The organism is Fibrobacter sp. UWH1 (genome assembly GCF_002210365.1).
In the GTDB taxonomy this organism is placed as follows: domain Bacteria; phylum Fibrobacterota; class Fibrobacteria; order Fibrobacterales; family Fibrobacteraceae; genus Fibrobacter.
In genome coordinates this window covers 89248-107772 of record NZ_MWQG01000003.1, presented here as the reverse complement: position 1 = coordinate 107772, position 18525 = coordinate 89248, and the positions used below count along the sequence as shown (strand labels likewise).

The following is an 18525-nucleotide window of genomic DNA, read 5'->3' as shown; positions in this document are numbered from 1 at the left end:
GCGAATACAAAATAGAAAAAGTGGTGTGGCTATGGTGGCAATAAGAAAAAGACCCGGCGTATTGCCAGGTCTTTTTTCAGTGGACGGTATTGGATTTGAACCAATGACCTCTGCCGTGTGAAAGCAGCGCTCTAAACCAACTGAGCTAACCGTCCGAAGTGTGAGCCAAATATATAAACAACTTTTGGGGTTGTCAAGGGACAAGATGAGTTTTGCCTTACAGGTACTTATCTTCGGCGGCCTTGAGGATGGTCAGGAATTCAGCCGGGGTCTTGGAGGCAATCAAATCCTTACGGACGCCGCCATCGGCTAGCAGACGGCTGACGGAGGACAGGGCCTTCAGGTGGGGGCCAACGGTGTTGCCCGGGCTGACAATGAGGATGATCAGGTAGACCGGTTCGCCATCGAAAGAAGCGAAGTCCAGACCGTTTTCGATGGTGGCTGCCACCATGCACATGCGGTCCACGTAGTCAATCTTGGCGTGGGGTACGGCCAGTCCGCAACCGATACCGGTAGAACGGCTCTGCTCGCGGTTCCATACTGCATCGAAAATTTCGTTGCGGTGATCCAGTTTGTAGGCACTGCAGAGCGTGTCCACCAGCTCGTTCAGGATAGCTTCCTTGGTGGTGCTGGCGGAATTGATCAAGATGCAATTGTCAACAAATCTTTCGGAAAGACGCATATTGTCCTTAGTCCTTTTGTAAATGTCTATAAATAGATATTTTAGAAAAAAAATCGCATTTGGGGAGTCCCCAAATGCAGATGTAGTCAGAAAATATTAAAAATTGCCGTTTTTAACGTAAAAAAGCCAATAATTCTGTCTGCGAGTTGAGTGCAGTTTCGCTTTCCAGGGCGTTTTTCATGGTCAAGACATCAATTTGGCCGGGTGCTTCGGCCTTTCCGATGGCGCCGTAGGTCAGATTTGCGCCCTCTTTTAGGCTCCAGAGGCGGCTGACCTTGCCGGTTTCGCCCATGCCGAAGGCGGCGAAAAGTTCGAATTTCTTGAAATTCTTCTTGATGAACTTGTAGAGGCGGTCGCAGTCGTTTTCGGAATTGCTCATGGCGGCGATCTTCAGACCGGGTGCCTTGAACTGCAACAGTTCCTTGGCGTATTCTTCCAGTTCGGCGTCGCTAGGAACCCTTTCGAAGTTGTGTTCCGAAATGAGCAGCTTGACCCTGCGGAGGGCGGCCATGTCGTGCAGCTTGCTGTAGTTGGCCAGGTAGTCTCGTTCCAGGTCCAGCCATTCGGGGACTTCGGCGGCATCCAGAATCTTGCTCCACAGTTCCATGCGGTCTACCACGCGGGCATCGGGGAAGGTGCCGCCGTCGTGCTTGAGACGGATGGTGCCGATCTGCAGCTTGCCGGGAGCTACCTTGCGGACGCGGGTGGAGAGGCCTGGCCACTGGCTTTCTTCAAAGAAATCGTAACGGATTTCTACGGCGGTGCAGCGGTCAAAATCCTTGCGAACCGGATGGTTGGCGTCTTTTTCTGCGGCTTCTAGGGCGGCGGGGCCAATGAGGCCGACAAGATACTTGGTTGAACTGGTCATGGGCGTAAATATAGCAAAGGAGCGGGGGGAGGGGGCGCCTTTAGTGATGAGCGATGAGTTGTGAGCGGTGAGCTAGATAATCGCGCCGGAGGCGACTTGTTCAGCCATGAGCGTTCAGCTTTGAGCCATGAGTTTAATAATCGCGTCGGTGGTGCCGGAATTAGGTGTCAGGTATGAGGCAACAGGCTACAGGCGCTTGGCTGTCATCCTGAGCGAAGCGAAGGATCTAGATATCAGATACGAGATATGAATTATGAGGTTCATAATCGTAATTTATAGCGGATTCACTATTGCACACACATACCCATGTGTTCATGGCTAGATAATCGCGTCGGTGGTGCCTAACTTTATAATTTGCAATTCATATCTCGTAATTCATAATTAAAAACAGTGGGATCCTGAAACGAGTTCAGAATGACACCCTCCCTTCACTATTCACTCCTTTTTGACAGTTCTTAAAAATCTGACGATATATAAATTGCTAATATTAACCTTGAACAAAAAGATTGCATTAAAGGATGCTATTTATGGCAGATTGTAACGAAAAGAAAGAAGCCCAGACTCCGGACATGATGAAGAAGGCCGAGGAATACTTGGCCAACAACCGTCGCATTTTCCTTTGGGGCGGCGTGGATGATGAAAGTGCCGAACGTATCGTGAAGCAGCTTCTTTACCTGGATTCCCTGAATCACGACGATATTACTCTTTATATCAACAGCCCCGGTGGCGTTATTTCTAGTGGTCTCGCTATTTATGACTGCATGAACGCCATCCAGAGCGATGTGGTTACCGTTTGCTGTGGCCAGGCTGCCTCTATGGGTGCCGTGTTGCTGACTTCCGGTGCCAAGGGCAAGCGCTATGCATGGCCCAATGCCCGCATCATGATTCACCAGCCCCTGATCCACGGCGAAATCGTTGCCCCCGCAAGCGATATCCAGATTCAGGCCGAAGAAATGCTGCGCATCCGTAACATCACCGGCAAGATTCTTGCAGAAACTTCTGGCCACACCATCGAAGAAATCGACCGCGATACAGAACGCGACAACTTCATGAGTGCCGAAGAGGCCAAGAAGTACGGCCTGGTTGATATCGTCGAAAGCAAGCTTTAATTTATTGCCCGCGAGAAAACTATGGGATTTTTTTCAGCCATTAAGAATGGTCTTGCCAAGACCCGCGACGCCCTGATCGGGGAGTTGAAGGGTATTGTTGGCGCCGGTAAGATTACCGACGACACCCTGGAAGATCTTGAAGAACATCTGATCAAGGCCGACGTTGGCGTGGAGGCGGCATTCCTCCTGACCGACGCCCTCCGCGAAAACGCCCTGGGCAAGTCCCTGACTACGGAGCAGGTCCTTGATATTATGCGTAACGAGGCGGAACGCCTTCTGAAGGATCCTCCCAAGTTCGAACTGAAGGGTAAGCCCCATGTGGTTCTGGTGATTGGCGTGAACGGCGCCGGAAAGACCACGACCATCGGCAAGCTTGCGGCTCGTCTTATTGGCGAAGGCAAGAAGGTGATGATCGCTGCCTGCGATACCTTCCGTGCTGCTGCCATCGACCAGCTGGAAACCTGGGCCGAACGTTCCGGTGCGGAATTCGTGAAGCATCAGGAAGGCTCTGACCCGGCTGCGGTTGCCTATGACGCCTGCCAGGCTGCCCAGGCCCGCGGTTGCGACGTGGTTCTGATCGATACGGCTGGACGTCTGCACAATAAAGACTACCTGATGGAAGAACTGAAGAAGATTGTCCGCGTCATCAAGAAGGTAAATCCGGATATGCCCCACGACATGTGGCTGGTCATCGACGGCAATACCGGACAGAACACCATCAACCAGACCAAGATCTTCAACCAGAGTTTCCCGCTGACGGGCCTGGTGGTGACCAAGTTGGATGGTACCGCCCGCGGTGGCGCCGTGCTTTCTATCGCCAGCTCCCTGCAGATTCCTATCCGCTGGATTGGCATGGGCGAACGCATCGACCAGCTGGTGGAGTTCAACAAGCGTGAATACGTAGACGGACTCTTCGAAAACGCACTGGACGAAAAGAGCGAAGGCTAATGTTTTTGTCTTGCAAAAAAGCATGTTTTGAGGAGGGGCGTCTTGCCGCCCCTTCTTTTGCGTTTTTTGCTAGGCGCCTTGGCGCCGTTGTTTTATTGTTTGCGTTACCCTTTCTGACGTCATGCCAAAAAGAAGAATCGTATAATTCGAATTTTGTGGACGCCTTTGTGGAAATGCGCGTGGTGGAAATGACGTTTGGGGCAGATTCTCCGTCGGCCCGTATTCTGCGTCAGGAAATCATCAAGAAGCATGGCTATACCCGCGAACAGTTCCTGGCCGAGACCGAAAAACTGCTGGACGATGAAAGGCAGTGGGTCGTATTCCAGAAGGCCGTGGTGGCTCAGTTAGACACTTTGTTGGCGGACCGCAAGGAAGATAATGTCAGGGCTTCCAAATCGGTTCCCCATTCTCCTCCGGTTAAGCCCGCGAATCCTATGCTTCAGCAAAGGAAGCCTAAGGGAGGTGATGACTGATGCGACTCCTGTTCTTGATCTTGTTTGCCGCGGTCTGCGCCTTTGCCGACCCGCAGGAACCTAAGAGCCTGGTCCATTGGATGGGGTACAGCGAGGCCTTCGCGCTGGCTAAGTCCAAACCCAAGCTGGTGTTCGTGGACTTATATGCGGACTGGTGCGTTCCCTGTCGTGTCATGGACAAGAACGTGTATATGAATCCTATGGTGGCTGATGCGCTGAACCGGTACTTCTACCCGGTGAAGCTTGATGCGGATTCCCAGGATTCCATTATGTGCGACGGTCAGAAGAATACCGTGCAACGTTGTTATTTTGATGTGTGGGAGCTGAACGCATTGCCCGCCTTTGTGTTGGTGGCTCCGAAAGGCATGAGCATTCTGACGGTGACGGATTCCATGTCGCCCCAGGAGATGCTTGAATTGCTTCTCAAGTTTCTAGAAAAAGAAAAGGAATGGATATCCCGATGAGCGAATTGATGGGTGAAAATTTCCTCTTTGGTGTTCAGATTGTCTTTTGGACGATGCTGGTGCTGTTGATCCACTGCTATCTGCTGTTCCCTGTAACGCTTCCTTTTGTCAGCGAGCTTTTCAAGCGCAAGAAGTCCTGCGATGCCTCTGACGGTGAGCTGCCTACGGTGTCTATCCTGATTTCTGCCTACAACGAAGAGGCTGTTATCGAACGCAAGATCCAGAACATTCTTGAGATTGATTACCCCAAGGAAAAGCTGGAAGTTCTGATCGGCGATGACGGTTCTGCGGACCGCACTGCAGAAATTGTCGCCCGCTATGCCGACCAGGGAATCACTTTGGTGAAGGCTCCCAAGAATGCAGGCAAGGCCGCCATGCTGAACCGTCTTAACGGAATCGCCAAGAATGACATCCTCTTGCTTTGCGATGCCAACACCATGTTTTTCCCTAACGTAGTCCGTAAACTTGTCCGCGCCTTCCAGGATGAAAAGATCGGCTGCGCCTGCGGTCACCTGATTCTTTCTGACAAGAGCGGAAGCGTTCTTGGCCGCGGCGAAAGCTCCTACTGGGATCTGGAATCTGAAATCAAGAAGTTCGAAGGTGTGCTGGACCGTCTGATTGGCGGCAACGGCGCTCTCTATGCCATCCGCCGTAAACTTTATACGGAACTGCCGGTGAAGAAGAGCGTCATGGATGACTTCTTTATTGCCACCAAGGTCTTGCAGAAGGGTTACTATTGCACCTTCGTTTCTAGTGCTATCGGCACGGAACAGACCTCCAAGGAATCTACAGGTGAATACCGCCGCAAGGTCCGTATCGGCCGCGCCAATTTCAACTTCCTGTTCTCCTACTTGCCTTTGCTGAACCCGTTCCGACCCCTGACCGCCTACCTCTTTTTTTCTCATAAAATTCTGCGTTGGTTCTCTGCGCACATCTTTATCTTGCTGTTTATCTCCAACGTTCTTCTGCTGACCAGCGGCCTGGTGTACCAGATTTTCTTTGGTGCCTTTGTCCTTGGACTTCTTGTGGCGATCTTCAAGATTGTTCCTAGCGGATACTATTTCCTCTTGATGAACTTCGCCATGCTTAAGGGATTCTTTATGGCCTTTGGTCGCGAGAAAAGTGGCGGCTGGGCACGCGAAGCCCGAAGCGATGATGAAGCCTAGTTTTTTGTGGAATCGCTAGATCGGAACGTCTGATTTTAAAACGAGAAGGAATTTGTATGAAACGTCTGCTTGCGAGTCTTGCCTTGGCGCTCACACTGGTTGCCGGATTTGGCGCAACTCCTGCCCGAGCCTTTACCATGGATGTGCAGGGCGGTGTGGTAAACGCCTGGAGCGACATTACCAGTTTTAACCTGAACATTTACGGCCATTTCTGGTTCCCCATCGATCAGATGCTTTTTGTGGGTGTCGGTAGCGGCTATCAGGAACTGGACAATGTGTCCCTTGTGCCGATTGCGGCCAGTGCCTGGGTGCGCTTGCCTATTGGCAGTCAGATGCTTCCTGTGGCAACGGGCGATTGGGGCTACCTGATCGGATCGGACCATCAGATGTTCTGGCGCGCAGGGGGTGGCGTTGACATCAAGAATGGGGACTATTCCTCTATCATGCTGATGGGCGGCTACCAATTCCTGGAACACGACGGCCACGGATACGTTTACGTGCAAGCCGGCATTCTCATTGAACTGTAAGCTGCGCTCCGCTAATCGGTAACGTTATTGCATTTAAAAAAGGGCTCCCGTGGGGGAGTCCTTTTTAAGTTTATAAATGCGTGTGAAAAATTGCACTATTGTAAACAACTTAAGAAAAATTGTGCTATATTCTTTGGGCCAAATGATAAGGAGAACAAAGAATGAAAAAAATAGTTTACTCTATTATGGCGTTATTGTGGTTATGATAGATATGGAAATTTTTCATGTGCAAAAACTTCCCATGGAAAATACGAATTTTACTAAAGCATCTGAATACGGAGTGATTGGATTGCATTATGTAAAACATAAAGATTTGGAATTTAAGGCTAAAACAAGCAAGAATTTAACAAGCGAAACTCGTAAAGCGATTGTTTCAAAGTATACTCTTTCTTATCGCTGAATAATGTTGTGCTGGTGAGACTCTATGATGAAACCTATACAGATCTATTTTATGCTTTTGGTAGTTCTTTTTTTTCAAGGAATCTGCCTTGCGCAATTAATTAAAGTCGCTCCAAAAGAGGCTTCCGTGAAGTCGGATTCGTTGTCCGTAAATCTGTCTGGATTTTCTGATACGATAAAAGAATTTGTTTTTGATAGTTCTACGGTTATGGCTAATCAGCCCAAAAATGAAGCGAACTTATTACTACGCATGGGAATATGCGCGGCTTCGGCTTTTGCGTACAGGCCAGGAGGTACTCCAGCATTGTGTAACATAGTTCCGTCTTTAAAGCGTTAGTGGAAAAAATGAATAGGAGGTTGTTTATGAGGAAACTTGTTTTCTTGCTATCGGTTCTTGCCAGTTTGAGTTTTGCCGGAATTGAGGCTTCTCTCGGTTTTGGACCTTATCATGGAATAGTCGGTGTCGGGTACACCATGATGGATGATCATTTTTCTGCGAACATCCACTTGTCGAACTTTAGCACCGATTATGATTTTTTTGGTGGAATGGGTGTCGCCTATCGTTTCAGTGGACTGTCCGGCGCCTATGTATTCCATTCCTCCGATTGGATGACCGGTGAAGTGGAGGGCTTTAGGATTAGGTTGGAAGATGGTGAATTTGCCGATGTGGAGGAAACCTGCAGAAGGTTTGACTACTGGCGTCTGGTTTTCGGCCTGGGTTTTCAGTACCTGATAACAAAGCATCTGGGAGCCTATGTTGAAGTTGGGTTCCAGTTCCTTGCTGGAGATGGCGGCTACTATACAAATTTTGACGAGCTTTATGGCAGACTCGATAATGATAAACTTGTTTTCCCCGTGGGTCTAGGTATCGTTGCTGACTTTTAAAAAAAAGACTCCAGTTTAACTGGAGCCTTTTCTATGCGGCCTGGCGCCTGATACTTGATACCTAAATCCTGACGCCTGAATTCTAGCCCTTTGCCAGCAGTTCCATGAGTTCGCTGTCGAGGCGTTCCGGATTGTTGTACTGGGCCAGGTTGTTGTGCAGGGATTCGCCCTTGGATACGATACCGAAGTCCAGGTTCTTGTAGTTCCAGTAGCTGTAGCCGACATCTGCGTCACGGAGGATTTCCATGAAGTCGCGCATCCATGCCATCTGGTACTTGCGGGCCACCTGGACGTAGACGCCGAATTCGTTACAGGCGACGGGCAGGTTGTACTTGCGGCGGAAATCCAGAGCGTTCTGGATGCTTGCCTGCAGGCGGGCCTTGTCCCATTTGCCATATTCAACGTCGAGGCGGGTGCAACCGTCATCGACAGGGGCGGCATAGTCACCGGGCCAGGGGCGTTCCATGTGGAAGAACGGGTCCTTGATCCATGCGGCACCCTGGTGGGTGAATGTCACCGGAGTGTAGGTATGGAAGCTATAGATAGCGTTGTCGTCGTCCAGCGGAGTCAGGTACTGGAATTCGCGGGCGCTGTTCCACTTGTTGGCACCGACCACGATGGTGTTCTTGGGGGCGTGCTTACGGATGGTCCAGAAGATTTCATCCTTCACCTTGTCCCAGACCTTGGAGTCGCCTGCTGCAGGTTCGTTCAGCAGTTCCATCATGACGCGGGATTCACCGCTGTAGCGTTCTGCCAGATAAGACCAGACCTTGTTGGTGTCCTTGCGGGCGTCGGCGCTGACAAAGAAAGCCTGTTCTTCGTAGCTGGCCAGGTGGAAGTCATGGCCGGGGCACTTGTGCAGGTCCAGGATGACATCCAGGTCTGCAGCCTGGATTTCCTTGAGGGCCTTGTCCAGCAGGGCGAACATTTCTTCGTTGGGCTTCAGTTCTTCGCCGTCGAACATGTTGAAATAGTCCACCGGCAGACGGACGTGGTTGAACCCAGCATTGCGGATGCGCTTGAAATCTTCCACACCGAGGAAGGTCTTTACGTGTTGGATGATCCCAGGGAAACCCACGGGATCTTTTTCCTGGATGCAGTCTACCTGACTGAACCAGCCGCCCAAATTAACTCCCCGCAGTCTTTCTTTAATCATGTTACCATCCCATTTGAGTTGAGGCCGTCGGAATTGACGGCCGATTGAGAAACTTTACTCGTTAACGATATTCAGGTCTTCGTCTGCAATGTTCAGACCGAGAACTACTTCCATGTCGTCGGGAAGTCCGTTAAAGTCAACGATCAGGCCAACCTTCTTTTCGTCGTCCTTCTGCTTTTCGAACAGGGCGACATCATAAATCTTCATCTTTACCACAGCTTCCTGGGTAACGGGAATTTCGATGGTCATCCCCTTGCTGATGGGGCCTTCAATAATCTTACCCTTGAACACCAGAGTATTCTGGTCTTCGCCAAGGGAGGTTTTCTTTACGTGAAATACAGCCATTGTACTTTAGCCACTATTTATACTTCAGTTAATCCTCAGTTTATTAAATCCAGCCTGTTGTAAGGCTTTGGGAAAAGTTAATTTTTTTATATGACTTTGCGAGTAGGACGAATTCCTTTTTTGGTCTGTGCACCCTTTTTTCACGACTTTTTGGGCCGCGAATCCGAATTTGGCGATGTAGATTTTGTGGATGGGCCACCTAGCGCCCATTGTGCGGGTCTAAAAGATGGATCTATCCACCTTTCCCCGGCATCTTCCATTACTTTTGCCCAGAAACCGGGGGCTTTTGTGCTGTCTCCGACGCTCTGCACTTCCTGCTCCTTTGAAGTCCGTTCCGTTAAGTTGTTTTCAAATCTGCCGGTCCAGGAACTGTCGGGGAAGCGGGTGCGTATGACAGCCCAGAGCAAGACGTCCGTGACGCTTTTGCGGATCTTGCTGGAGACTCGCTTCGGTCTGCGTCCTGATTATGTGGATGGGGCGTATCAGCCTGGGGATGACGCCTGCCTGCTTATTGGCGATCAGGCCCTTGAAGAAAATGAACGTCGCCGGTTCGCCTACAGTTACGACCTTGGAACCTTGTGGCAGGACTGGCAGAAATTGCCCTTCGTCTTTGGCGCCTGGATTATTGCCAAGGAGGCTTTGTCCGACGAACTGCGCCCGACTCTCCTGCGGTACATGGATGCGACCAGGAACAGTATCGAAACATTTAGCGCTAGGCCTTCTGCGGCCCTAGATAAATGGCTTGCCCGTTATCCTGTCAACTTGCCCCGCCCCGTTATTGAAAGTTACTACTCGGCCCTGGATTACCGTTTTACCGAGGAACGCAAGGAGTCCCTGAACCTTTTCTTTAGGTATGCCGCAGATTTGGGGCTTGTTCAGGCCGCTCCGGTATTGGAATTTTTACAAGAACGGTGATGACTTTGGTCCCTTGAAAATCTATTTTTAGTATGTCTCTGTTGGTGTGTGTGTAAAAGGTTAAGAGACAAAGATAGGGATAAAATGGTCGAAGAAAAGATTCTCATCGTTGATGATAGTGCGGAAGTTCTTGAGCGTACCCGCAACCTTCTGACTCACGTGGGTTATAATGTTACTGCCTGTACCTCTGGCGAAGAGGCCCTGGAGTATTTGGAATTAAACTGCGTTGACCTGGTTCTTCTTGACATTAACATGCCTAGCATGAACGGGTACGAAGTCTGTCTTCGAATCCGTCAGCGTTATGCCTTGGATGATCTGCCGGTGATTTTCTTGACGAGCCGTGAAGATACCGAAAGCGTGACTAAGGGATTCCATTCAGGTGCGTCTGACTTTGTGAGCAAGAATGCCGTGGAAGACATTCTGTTGGCCCGCGTCAATGTGCATATTCGACTGTCCCGTTCCCTGCGCTATCTGCGCGATATTTCCCTGACGGACGACATGACCGGCTGCTACAACAGACGCCACGGCATGAATTCACTCCGCGAACTTTTCTCTCGCGCACGCCGTTATGGAACGCAGTTCTCCCTGATTTATTTTGACTTGAACGGACTTAAGCAGGTGAATGACCGCTATGGCCACCAGGCTGGCGATTTGATGCTCCGTTCCGTGGTGAATTCCGTCAAGGCTTTGCTCCGCGATTCCGACTTGTTCTTCCGCATGGGCGGTGACGAGTTTATGATCCTCTGCCCCGAAACCGATAAGAAGGGGGCCTTCATTTGTGTCGAACGTATGGAAAGGGCTGCAAACGCAATTACCATCGTCGATCAGAAGGTGACTTTCGCTTATGGTATCGCACACTCTTCTGAAGACTACTCCGAAATGGACGACATGCTTCACAGTGCAGATGTATCTATGTACGAATGTAAAAAGAAGATGAAAAGTGAAAAATAGCGGAGAGCTTATAGCTGACAGTTTAAAGAAGGACTCGGAGAAATCCGGGTCCTTTAATTGTGGGATGATATAACTAGATATGAGTTATGAGTTAAAGTAAGGCGCCGTTGGTGCGATTATAAAAACTCATGGCTCAAAGCTGAACGCTCATGACTGAACAGGGCGCCGTTGGTGCGATTATCTAGCTCATAGCTCACCGCTGAAAGGAGTCGCAGGCCCGAGCTCATACCTCATACCTGAAGCCTGGAAGCGCGCTCCGCGCGCGCCCTCACTTAAGGGCTGCGCGTACAGCGTCCAGCAATTCTGTCAGGCGCTTGCCGATTTCTTCCCAGTTACCTTCTTTCATCAGCTTGGCGCTGAAGATGCTTCCGCCGAATGCCAGCAGGTTGGCGCCTGCCTTGATGTATTCACCGGCATTTTCGGCGTTCACGCCGCTACAGGCCAGCAGGGGTATGTCGCGGAAGGGACCGCGCAAAGCCTTGATGTACTTGGGACCGCCAACGCAATCTACCGGGAAAATCTTGACGGCCGTTGCGCCCAGGTCGTAGGCCTTCTGCACTTCGGTGGGGGTCAGTGCTCCGGGGATAATCGGGGTCTTGGAGCCTGCCGCCGTGCGGATGATGTTGCTACGGGTGTTTGGGGTTACGATGAAGTTGGCGCCTGCGTGCATGGCCTTTTCCAGGTCGCTATCATGGCGCACGGTGCCTGCGCCGACGGTAATGCCGTAGGGCTTGCAGGCGGCCTTCAGTGCCGTAATGATTTCTGCGGCATTGTCGGTGTTCATGGTGACTTCAATAGCCTTAAGACCGCACTTGGCCGCAGTCTGTGCACAGAGTTCTTCGGATCCCCGGGGGATATCGCGAAGGATGCCGATGACCGGCATGTCTTTCAAAAATTCAAGTAGTTCCATGGCAATAAATATAGTGCAAAAAAAATTGGATTGGATTTTTTGCATGAAAAATCTCACATGGGTCTAAGGGGATGTGCTTGTCGTTTTCTGCGACTTTTCCGCAAAATGAAAAACGCCGGCTTTTTTGTAGCCGACGTTCTTTACGCTTGATGTAATTTGATGGATTACTTCAGTTTGAATGCCTTGGCGGCAAGAACCTTCTCGCCGGACATGAGGCGTGCAACCATGGCGCTACGATGAGGAAGCTTTGCGAGGCTGACCTGTGCGGAAGTCCCTTCGAAGGTCTGTGCCATGAGCTGGTTGCCCAGCATGTCGAAGACCTTCAGGGTCTTTGTGCCCTGTGCAGGTGCAACTACATAGAGGCCTCGGCCGTTGACGATCATCTTTGCATTTGCGGCAGGAGCGGCAATCTTGCGGACTCCTACGCGGTCGCTGGTTTCGTCTGCGGGACCATAACCCCAGATGAGTTTGCCCTGGCTGCGGAGTACGATGTAGGGAGCATCAGGCGCTTCCTGGACTTCGATGTAATCCTTATCCTTGTCGGAAATTCCATCGTAGGCGGGCATGCTGTTGCTTGCGGTATGCGACTTGAAGCTCCAGCCTTTGGTGAAGTCTACCTTTGCGGGCTCAAGAGCGTATTCGCAGGCTCCGCTAACCTTTGTACCGGAGGTTACGCTAAGGTCGAGACGGACATATCGGCCGATACCTAAGGAGTCCAGAACAATGGGGAGTGCCCAGGTGTAGGTCTTGGATTTCTTGTCGTAGGTATCCTTGATCTTCTGGGGATTGTTTTTTCTCAGTTCCTTGCGAATCTCGTCTTCGTTGCTGCAAGGCCTGTTGAATCCGCCCTGGTCGTAGGCCTGGCAGATTGACAGGTTGAACAGTACGTTGCAGTTTTCGACGTCATCTTCGGTTGCGTCAAAGTAGACGTATGTAACAACGCTGTCCATTCTCTTCAGGGTGCTGTTGCTGAAGCTGATGGTCAAGTAGTCCAGTTCGTTGAACTCGTAATGGTATGCACCGACGTGAATGTTGTCTGCCTGGAAAATGTCGGGATTCTTGTTGCAGTTGTCGCACTTCTTTTCAAAGTAGTCGTCGCCGCCGTTGCTGACGATTGTCAAGGCAGAGACAAGTGCAGCAGATCCATCGAGGCAAGTCTCGGAAAGATGATAGTCTTCCCAGCTCAACGAGCTAGGACTAATGGAATTTTCTGCACCAGGAATGATTCCTCCGAAAAGACCTCCAACGGGTCGTACGTACTTGTATGCGACGCTACCTCGTGCATTACGTCCTTCGGGGTTTGATATTCTGTGGTGGGGATGGTTGTCGTTCTTGTCGCCAACGCCGTAAATGAAGGAAACGTCCCAGGGGTTGACGCCTAGCATGTAGTTCAGCTGGTTGATACCCAACTGATGCAGTTTTTCGGAGTTCCAGTTCAAGGTGCCCAATGTCGGAAGCTTTACCTTTTCCAGGTCCTTGGCGATATCGGCAAGGGCGAGGACTTCAAAGATATTTCCCGCTTGATAGCGGTTATATATCCATGATTGATCCGTTTGCATGCTATACCATGCACCGTCATAGCTGATGGCTCCGGATTCGCTTGAGAGTTGGCTGACAGGAAGTTCGATGCTACTTGTGCCGGAGTTCGAAAGATTTTGCAGGTTGATGGCCATGGTGCTTGCTACCTTTTCTGCATATCCCAGACGTTTTTCATCGGAGATGCCGTACTTGGTTGCGGTCTTTGAATCCTTCAGCAACAGTTTGTAGAAAGCATAGAGTGTCAGCGTGTTGACGTTTGCCCAGCTGGTGTTCCTGCTGGACTTTAACATGCCGTTTCGACCATGGGCCATCCAGCCGCCATTGAAGGCGAAGCTTCTGCTCATCTGATCTGTCCCGATTTCCGTATCTTCGACGGCGTCGTTCAGGTAATCCATTTTGCCGGACTTTTCGTAAGTGGCGTAGTGGAGGGCGATCGCTGCCAGGGCGAGATCGTCGTGATATTCATTATTGCCGTTGTAGGCTGGGGTACTCCATCCTGCGGCCATTGTGTTGTAAACAAACTTCTTCCCCTTGTCATAGGAGTCGTTGCCAAGTGCCAGGTTCTTGGCGAAGTCGTACATCTTTTCGGCGACCATCAGGCAGGAGTCGGCGAAGTCCTTGTCGTATTTGGCGTAGTCCTTGCTCAGGATGGCAAGGCCAGCCGCGATTTGACCGGAAATATTGGAACCCAGTTCGCCGAGACGGACGTCGCGATCTGCGGGACCGCCGCGCATCGAAATGACGATGTAGTCCTGAAGTTCAGGGCGAACCCATGAACCGTGATCGCTACCGAAGTTACCCACGGAAACGGCCATGTTGTCGACAACGCCATTGGCAGCCTTGAATGATCTCAGGAAGAAATCCGCACCGTGCTTTGCTTCGCGAAGAACGTCAGGAACGTTGTCGGTCTTTACGAATTCCCCGTGGTTGTATGCATAATGGTCAACGTCCTTGGAGGGGTTGGAGACCGCGGCGACGGCAAGATTTGCAAATGCGTAAGCCTGGGTCTGGGATTCCTTCAGGTAGTCACCGCAGTCGTACCAGCCACCCTGCAGGTCGCCTTCATTGGTTGTTACACCGGAGACTACTTTTTCGTCGAGGACCACCTTGCCTGCGCCGTCCTTGACGTGGCTCGGACCATGGAACCAGGAATCGGAATTGCCGCTGCGCTGGATGCCAAAGAATTTAATGGCCGCATCCTTCACCATGGTGTAGACGTCTTCGCTTACGATGAAGGTGCTGGAGATCTCGTCACCGACCTTGATGCGGAGGCGCTTGTCGGTGGGGACGGACTGGGGAATGTTTCCGACGAGGATACTTCCGGAGGGGCCGTTGAACTCGACAGAGTAGCGTTTATGATCGCTAATAGTTGCGTCAGTGCCTGCGACGATAAGCCAGCTGGAGGTGGTTTCTTCGGAAGTCTTCGTGAGGGTCCCGGTAATTTTCTTGCTTAAGGACTTGCCGTTCTCATCGACGACTTCGAATTCCTTGGCGGTGCCGATAAAATAGAACTGACGTTCCGTATCGCTCTTCAGGTAGCCGGCCTGGTTTACGCGAATGGGAGAGATGGTCGTGTTGATGACGTCAAGATAGGCCTGGTCCAGGGTGTCAGGCATGAGGGCTCCGGCCTTGAAGTTTGCCGGGGTCTTTTCTTCGGGCAGGACGTTATCCTTTTTTGCATTCGGCTCGAAATTGTCGAGAGCCTTGGCGTCCCAGGTCAGGGGCCAGGTGGGGCGAATCAGGTCATAGGGGGTGGTAGCTGCAAAGGCGGTTGCAGAAAGTGCTGCAATGGCGGAAGCGGCTATCAGGGTTTTCTTTTTGGGGTGACGCATTAATACCTCGTTGTTCACAAGGTAATAATAGCTAACCTTTATAAGAATGCAAGTAAAAAGTATGTTACTCGAACCTTAAAGCATCTATGGGGTCCAGGCGGCTTGCCTTTCGTGCAGGGTACCAGCCGAAGAATACTCCAGTCACAAAACAGACGCCGAAACTGACCACCACGCTGGTAATGGAAACGCTCATGGGCCAGTTCAGTATGGACTTGACTGCCTGAGAGGCTCCGATGCCGAGACCGATTCCGATGAGACCGCCCAGCAGGCTGATCATGACGGATTCAATCAGGAACTGCAAGAGTATATCGCGACCGCGTGCGCCAATAGCCATGCGCAGGCCGATTTCCTTGGTACGTTCCGTAACGGAAACGTACATGATGTTCATGATGCCGATACCGCCAACCAGAAGGCTGATGCCCGCAATTGCCGTAAGGACTAAGGACAACATATCGGACGTGTTGGTCATCATGGTAATCATTTCTTCCTGGGTGAAAATTCGGAAGGGGTCCGTGGGCTTTGTCCAGCTGCGACGTTCCTTCAGGATACCCATGATTTCTTCTGTGGCCTGTTCCGCGTAGCCTTCGCCGATGGAGTTTGCGTAAATCTGGCGGATTTCCGTGGTGGCGTTAAAACGCTTCATTACCGTCTGGTAGGGCGTGAAGATGACATCATCCTGGTCCTGCCCGAAATCACCGCTGCCTTTGGCCTTTAATGTGCCGATGACCTTCAGTGGGATGCTCTTGTATCGGATGGTCTTTCCGATGGGGTCTGTATCGGGGAACAGGTTCTTGATGACAGATTGGCCGATGACGCAGACTTTGGACATCCGGTCCGCTTCGTCGTCGAACATGACGCCGTCCTCGATTTCGTAGTTGCGGATCTTGAGGTAGTCGCTGGAAATTCCGCTGAGTTGGGTGGGGGAGTTGTTGTTTCCTGCAATGGCCTGGCCGTTGGCGGTAATCATGGGCGATACGCCATTGATGAACTGTGCCCTGTTGCGGATTTCGATAACGTCTTCTTCTTCTAGGGAAACTGCGGATTCCGTTTGCACGCCGCCGCGACGGTCGCGATTAGGCATGACGATAATGGCATTGGTGCCCATGCTGGTCATCTGTTCCTTGATGGACTGCTTGGAGCCTTCGCCCATGGCTACCATGGCAATCACGGCGGCCACACCGATGACGATGCCCAGCACCGAAAGGAAGGTTCGCATGCGGTTGCGGAACAGGGCCTTCACTGCAATTTTAACAAGGGTTATAGGACCCATTATGCGCCCTCCCCGCGACGATCTTCTGAATCATCGTCAAAAACTTCCGGCGGGGGCAATGCCTCAAGGGCGGCCCTTGCGTCGGCCACATTCTCGTTGATGACGTCTTTTTTTAGAAGGCCATCTCGCAGCGTAATGGTGCGTCCGCTGAAGGTGGCGATATCCGGTTCGTGGGTCACGAAGGCGATAGTCTTCCCTTGCCTATGCAAGTCCTGGAAGATGCTCATGATTTCGTAACTGGTACGGGTGTCCAGGTTACCGGTGGCTTCGTCGGCAAGGATAATGACCGGATCGTTGACCAGGGCGCGGGCAATGGCCACTCGCTGCTGCTGACCGCCGGACATCTGGTTGGGCAGGTGATTCATGCGGTCGGAAAGCCCTACCATTTCAAGAGCGCGGACGGCTCGCTTGCGACGCTCCGAAGCAGAAACTTTTGAATTGTACAGGAGGGGCAGTTCCACATTTTCGAGAGCTGTAGTTCGGCTCAGCAAATTGTAACTCTGAAAGACAAAACCCAGCTTCTGGTTTCGGATTTTTGCCAGGGCGTCCCGCTTCAATTTTTCGGTATGCTCCCCGTCCAGAATGTAGTGGCCTGCGGTGGGCTTATCCATACAGCCAAGAATGTTCAACATGGTAGACTTGCCCGATCCGCTGGTTCCCATGATGGTGACGAACTCTCCCTTGTGAATGTCGAAGCTTACTCCGCGCAGGGCGTGTACAGTTTCATCGCCCATCTTGAAGTCGCGACGTAAGTTCTGTATAGAAAGGATAGGGGAGTTGTCCATAGTCGTAATTTTAGATGCTTTTACATTCCACGGGGTTGCAGCGGACGATAAAATACTAAATTTTGGAAGGCGAGTTAGTTTGGGTTTACTTAAGTTAAGTAATGGATTTTGGATGAAAAGACTCGTTTCAATTTTGTTTGTATTTTGCGCCATGGTTGTAGCACAGCCTTTAGATGGCGATAGTGATGGTGTACCCAACGATATTGATCAGTGCCCCAATACAAGGCCGGGCACTCCCGTTGATTCCCTAGGTTGCCCCTTGGATTCTGACCATGACGGTGTTTACGATACCAGGGATCTGTGCCCCGGTACGGAACCGGGAACTCCCGTAGATCAGACTGGCTGCCCCCTGGATACTGATGGGGATGGCGTTCCCGATTATCTGGATAAGTGCCCCAACAGTCCGGTAGGTGCTTTGGTGAATGAACGAGGCTGTGTCCGTGATGATGATGGGGACGGTGTTCCCGACCAGGTGGACAAGTGTCCCAATACACCCTACGATGCCATTGTAGATTCCGTTGGCTGCCCTGTTTCCAGGAATTCAACTCTGGATTATCTGAGGGGCCGAATTGATTTTCAGACTGGCTCTGCCAAGCTGACCAAGGCAAGTTTTTCTGCCTTGGATTCCCTGGTAGACATCCTGATCGGCGCTCCCACCATTAAACTTGAAATCGAGGGCCACGTGGATAACGCCGGTCCCGAGAACATCAACTTGATGCTGTCTCAGGAACGTGCCCAGTCTGTGGTTGACTACTTGGTTGGCAAGGGGATTGATGCCCGTCGCCTGAAAGCGGTGGGGCTTGGATCTAGCCGTCCTGTTGCCGACAATGGAACCTTGCAGGGCCGCAAGGCGAATCGTCGCATCGAATTTATTGTTTGGTAAAGACCCACTTCTTGTAGAGGGTGAAACTGGCCAATACGTAGACTACGTTTGCAACAATGTTTGCGAAGTAGCTGGGTTTCATGAACTTGGAAATCAAGTTTGCGCTTGAGGCCAGCGGACCCCAATTATCAAGGGCGTAGACGCATCCTTCCAGAACCAGAAGGTTCAGGCCGTAGGCACATAAAAATACAATGAGGAATCGGGTAATTTCCGCAGACTTCTTGTTGGAACTTTTGAAATTCCAGATGCGGTTCATGATGTAGCTGTTGCAGCCCCCGGCCACAAAACCCAGGAAGTTGGAAAGCTCCAGATTCCAGTCCAGCAGCTGATGCAGCACCCAGACGACTGCCAGGGTAATCAAAGTGTTCATGATTCCGATCAGATTGTATTTGATAAAGTGAAGCATGGCCCGCAAAAT

20 protein-coding genes and 1 tRNA gene are annotated in these 18525 nt (G+C 51.2%); 11 read left to right on the top strand and 10 right to left on the bottom strand.

The window, feature by feature from the left end; translation table 11 throughout:
- Nucleotides 1–80: 80 nt before the first annotated feature.
- The 3 genes from B7992_RS02495 to B7992_RS02485 form a co-directional block, all read right to left on the bottom strand.
- Nucleotides 81–155: transfer RNA gene (locus B7992_RS02495), tRNA-Val, on the bottom strand.
- Between the two features lie 62 nt (nt 156–217).
- Complete coding sequence (locus tag B7992_RS02490) at nt 218–682, bottom strand: PTS sugar transporter subunit IIA (protein ID WP_073159757.1); 465 nt, start codon at nt 680–682, stop codon at nt 218–220.
- A gap of 112 nt (nt 683–794) precedes the next feature.
- On the bottom strand, nt 795–1550 hold the full coding sequence (locus B7992_RS02485; protein ID WP_073159759.1) for a type I 3-dehydroquinate dehydratase: 756 nt from the start codon (nt 1548–1550) through the stop codon (nt 795–797).
- 527 nt (nt 1551–2077) lie between these two features.
- Here B7992_RS02485 and B7992_RS02480 point away from each other — a divergent pair.
- From B7992_RS02480 to B7992_RS02440, 8 genes are all read left to right on the top strand, one after another.
- Nucleotides 2078–2659, top strand: a complete 582-nt coding sequence (locus tag B7992_RS02480; RefSeq protein ID WP_073159761.1) for an ATP-dependent Clp protease proteolytic subunit — start codon at nt 2078–2080, stop codon at nt 2657–2659.
- A gap of 21 nt (nt 2660–2680) precedes the next feature.
- A complete protein-coding gene (ftsY, locus tag B7992_RS02475) occupies nt 2681–3607 on the top strand; it encodes a signal recognition particle-docking protein FtsY (protein ID WP_073159763.1) in 927 nt (308 codons plus the stop codon).
- 167 nt (nt 3608–3774) lie between these two features.
- Complete coding sequence (locus B7992_RS02470) at nt 3775–4080, top strand: hypothetical protein (RefSeq protein WP_139258366.1); 306 nt, start codon at nt 3775–3777, stop codon at nt 4078–4080.
- Nucleotides 4080–4544, top strand: a complete 465-nt coding sequence (locus B7992_RS02465; RefSeq protein ID WP_088658847.1) for a DUF255 domain-containing protein — start codon at nt 4080–4082, stop codon at nt 4542–4544. The genes B7992_RS02470 and B7992_RS02465 overlap by 1 nt, the downstream gene beginning before the upstream one ends.
- The gene (locus B7992_RS02460) at nt 4541–5710 is read left to right on the top strand and encodes a glycosyltransferase family 2 protein (protein WP_254917586.1); all 1170 of its coding nucleotides are present in this window, start codon (nt 4541–4543) and stop codon (nt 5708–5710) included. The genes B7992_RS02465 and B7992_RS02460 overlap by 4 nt, the downstream gene beginning before the upstream one ends.
- Before the next feature lie 56 nt (nt 5711–5766).
- The gene (locus tag B7992_RS02455) at nt 5767–6237 is read left to right on the top strand and encodes a hypothetical protein (RefSeq protein WP_073159769.1); all 471 of its coding nucleotides are present in this window, start codon (nt 5767–5769) and stop codon (nt 6235–6237) included.
- Nucleotides 6238–6313: 76 nt separating this feature from the next.
- Nucleotides 6314–6637, top strand: a complete 324-nt coding sequence (locus B7992_RS02450) for a hypothetical protein (protein ID WP_088665518.1) — start codon at nt 6314–6316, stop codon at nt 6635–6637.
- 362 nt (nt 6638–6999) lie between these two features.
- Nucleotides 7000–7521 (top strand): hypothetical protein, encoded by a 522-nt coding sequence (locus B7992_RS02440; RefSeq protein WP_073235998.1) that lies wholly within the window; start codon nt 7000–7002, stop codon nt 7519–7521.
- Nucleotides 7522–7603: 82 nt separating this feature from the next.
- On the opposite strand, the gene B7992_RS02435 is transcribed toward B7992_RS02440, so the two are convergent.
- Nucleotides 7604–8677: a glycoside hydrolase family 5 protein gene (locus B7992_RS02435; protein ID WP_088665517.1), complete on the bottom strand. Its 1074-nt coding sequence runs from the start codon at nt 8675–8677 to the stop codon at nt 7604–7606.
- A 54-nt stretch (nt 8678–8731) separates the two neighbouring features.
- The gene (locus B7992_RS02430; RefSeq protein ID WP_073159777.1) at nt 8732–9022 is read right to left on the bottom strand and encodes a hypothetical protein; all 291 of its coding nucleotides are present in this window, start codon (nt 9020–9022) and stop codon (nt 8732–8734) included.
- 90 nt (nt 9023–9112) lie between these two features.
- Between B7992_RS02430 and B7992_RS02425 the strand changes: the two genes are divergently transcribed.
- Both B7992_RS02425 and B7992_RS02420 read left to right on the top strand, forming a co-directional pair.
- Nucleotides 9113–9937: a menaquinone biosynthetic enzyme MqnA/MqnD family protein gene (locus B7992_RS02425; RefSeq protein WP_073159779.1), complete on the top strand. Its 825-nt coding sequence runs from the start codon at nt 9113–9115 to the stop codon at nt 9935–9937.
- Between the two features lie 84 nt (nt 9938–10021).
- Nucleotides 10022–10888: a diguanylate cyclase gene (locus tag B7992_RS02420; protein ID WP_073159781.1), complete on the top strand. Its 867-nt coding sequence runs from the start codon at nt 10022–10024 to the stop codon at nt 10886–10888.
- Nucleotides 10889–11156: 268 nt separating this feature from the next.
- Here B7992_RS02420 and B7992_RS02415 read toward each other — a convergent pair whose 3' ends face one another.
- The 4 genes from B7992_RS02415 to B7992_RS02400 form a co-directional block, all read right to left on the bottom strand.
- Complete coding sequence (locus B7992_RS02415; RefSeq protein ID WP_073159875.1) at nt 11157–11798, bottom strand: bifunctional 4-hydroxy-2-oxoglutarate aldolase/2-dehydro-3-deoxy-phosphogluconate aldolase; 642 nt, start codon at nt 11796–11798, stop codon at nt 11157–11159.
- A 164-nt stretch (nt 11799–11962) separates the two neighbouring features.
- Nucleotides 11963–15169, bottom strand: coding sequence for a glycoside hydrolase family 9 protein (locus B7992_RS02410; protein ID WP_073159783.1), 3207 nt, complete (start codon nt 15167–15169; stop codon nt 11963–11965).
- Between the two features lie 64 nt (nt 15170–15233).
- On the bottom strand, nt 15234–16439 hold the full coding sequence (locus B7992_RS02405; protein WP_073159785.1) for an ABC transporter permease: 1206 nt from the start codon (nt 16437–16439) through the stop codon (nt 15234–15236).
- The gene (locus B7992_RS02400; protein WP_073159787.1) at nt 16439–17224 is read right to left on the bottom strand and encodes an ABC transporter ATP-binding protein; all 786 of its coding nucleotides are present in this window, start codon (nt 17222–17224) and stop codon (nt 16439–16441) included. Before B7992_RS02400 ends, B7992_RS02405 begins: the two co-directional genes overlap by 1 nt.
- Nucleotides 17225–17336: 112 nt before the next feature.
- On the opposite strand from B7992_RS02400, the gene B7992_RS17270 reads away from it, so the two are divergent.
- Nucleotides 17337–18107: an OmpA family protein gene (locus B7992_RS17270; protein WP_176421819.1), complete on the top strand. Its 771-nt coding sequence runs from the start codon at nt 17337–17339 to the stop codon at nt 18105–18107.
- On the opposite strand, the gene B7992_RS02390 is transcribed toward B7992_RS17270, so the two are convergent.
- Nucleotides 18094–18513: a GtrA family protein gene (locus B7992_RS02390; protein WP_073159790.1), complete on the bottom strand. Its 420-nt coding sequence runs from the start codon at nt 18511–18513 to the stop codon at nt 18094–18096. The genes B7992_RS17270 and B7992_RS02390 overlap by 14 nt on opposite strands.
- Nucleotides 18514–18525: the final 12 nt, after the last annotated feature.

Excerpts from the sequence above, each read along its gene's own strand:
- B7992_RS02480 (WP_073159761.1), top strand. The coding sequence starts at position 2,078 with ATGGCAGATTGTAACGAAAAGAAAGAAGCCCAGACTCCGGACATGATG.
- B7992_RS02440 (WP_073235998.1), top strand. The coding sequence starts at position 7,000 with ATGAGGAAACTTGTTTTCTTGCTATCGGTTCTTGCCAGTTTGAGTTTT.
- B7992_RS02410 (WP_073159783.1), bottom strand. The coding sequence starts at position 15,169 with ATGCGTCACCCCAAAAAGAAAACCCTGATAGCCGCTTCCGCCATTGCA.
- B7992_RS02405 (WP_073159785.1), bottom strand. The coding sequence starts at position 16,439 with ATGGGTCCTATAACCCTTGTTAAAATTGCAGTGAAGGCCCTGTTCCGC.
- B7992_RS02400 (WP_073159787.1), bottom strand. The coding sequence starts at position 17,224 with ATGGACAACTCCCCTATCCTTTCTATACAGAACTTACGTCGCGACTTC.
- B7992_RS02465 (WP_088658847.1), top strand. The coding sequence starts at position 4,080 with ATGCGACTCCTGTTCTTGATCTTGTTTGCCGCGGTCTGCGCCTTTGCC.
- B7992_RS02490 (WP_073159757.1), bottom strand. The coding sequence starts at position 682 with ATGCGTCTTTCCGAAAGATTTGTTGACAATTGCATCTTGATCAATTCC.
- B7992_RS02390 (WP_073159790.1), bottom strand. The coding sequence starts at position 18,513 with ATGCTTCACTTTATCAAATACAATCTGATCGGAATCATGAACACTTTG.
- B7992_RS02450 (WP_088665518.1), top strand. The coding sequence starts at position 6,314 with ATGCGTGTGAAAAATTGCACTATTGTAAACAACTTAAGAAAAATTGTG.
- B7992_RS02415 (WP_073159875.1), bottom strand. The coding sequence starts at position 11,798 with ATGGAACTACTTGAATTTTTGAAAGACATGCCGGTCATCGGCATCCTT.
- B7992_RS02455 (WP_073159769.1), top strand. The coding sequence starts at position 5,767 with ATGAAACGTCTGCTTGCGAGTCTTGCCTTGGCGCTCACACTGGTTGCC.
- B7992_RS02460 (WP_254917586.1), top strand. The coding sequence starts at position 4,541 with ATGAGCGAATTGATGGGTGAAAATTTCCTCTTTGGTGTTCAGATTGTC.
- B7992_RS02425 (WP_073159779.1), top strand. The coding sequence starts at position 9,113 with ATGACTTTGCGAGTAGGACGAATTCCTTTTTTGGTCTGTGCACCCTTT.
- B7992_RS02420 (WP_073159781.1), top strand. The coding sequence starts at position 10,022 with ATGGTCGAAGAAAAGATTCTCATCGTTGATGATAGTGCGGAAGTTCTT.
- B7992_RS02485 (WP_073159759.1), bottom strand. The coding sequence starts at position 1,550 with ATGACCAGTTCAACCAAGTATCTTGTCGGCCTCATTGGCCCCGCCGCC.
- B7992_RS17270 (WP_176421819.1), top strand. The coding sequence starts at position 17,337 with ATGAAAAGACTCGTTTCAATTTTGTTTGTATTTTGCGCCATGGTTGTA.
- B7992_RS02430 (WP_073159777.1), bottom strand. The coding sequence starts at position 9,022 with ATGGCTGTATTTCACGTAAAGAAAACCTCCCTTGGCGAAGACCAGAAT.
- ftsY (WP_073159763.1), top strand. The coding sequence starts at position 2,681 with ATGGGATTTTTTTCAGCCATTAAGAATGGTCTTGCCAAGACCCGCGAC.
- B7992_RS02435 (WP_088665517.1), bottom strand. The coding sequence starts at position 8,677 with ATGATTAAAGAAAGACTGCGGGGAGTTAATTTGGGCGGCTGGTTCAGT.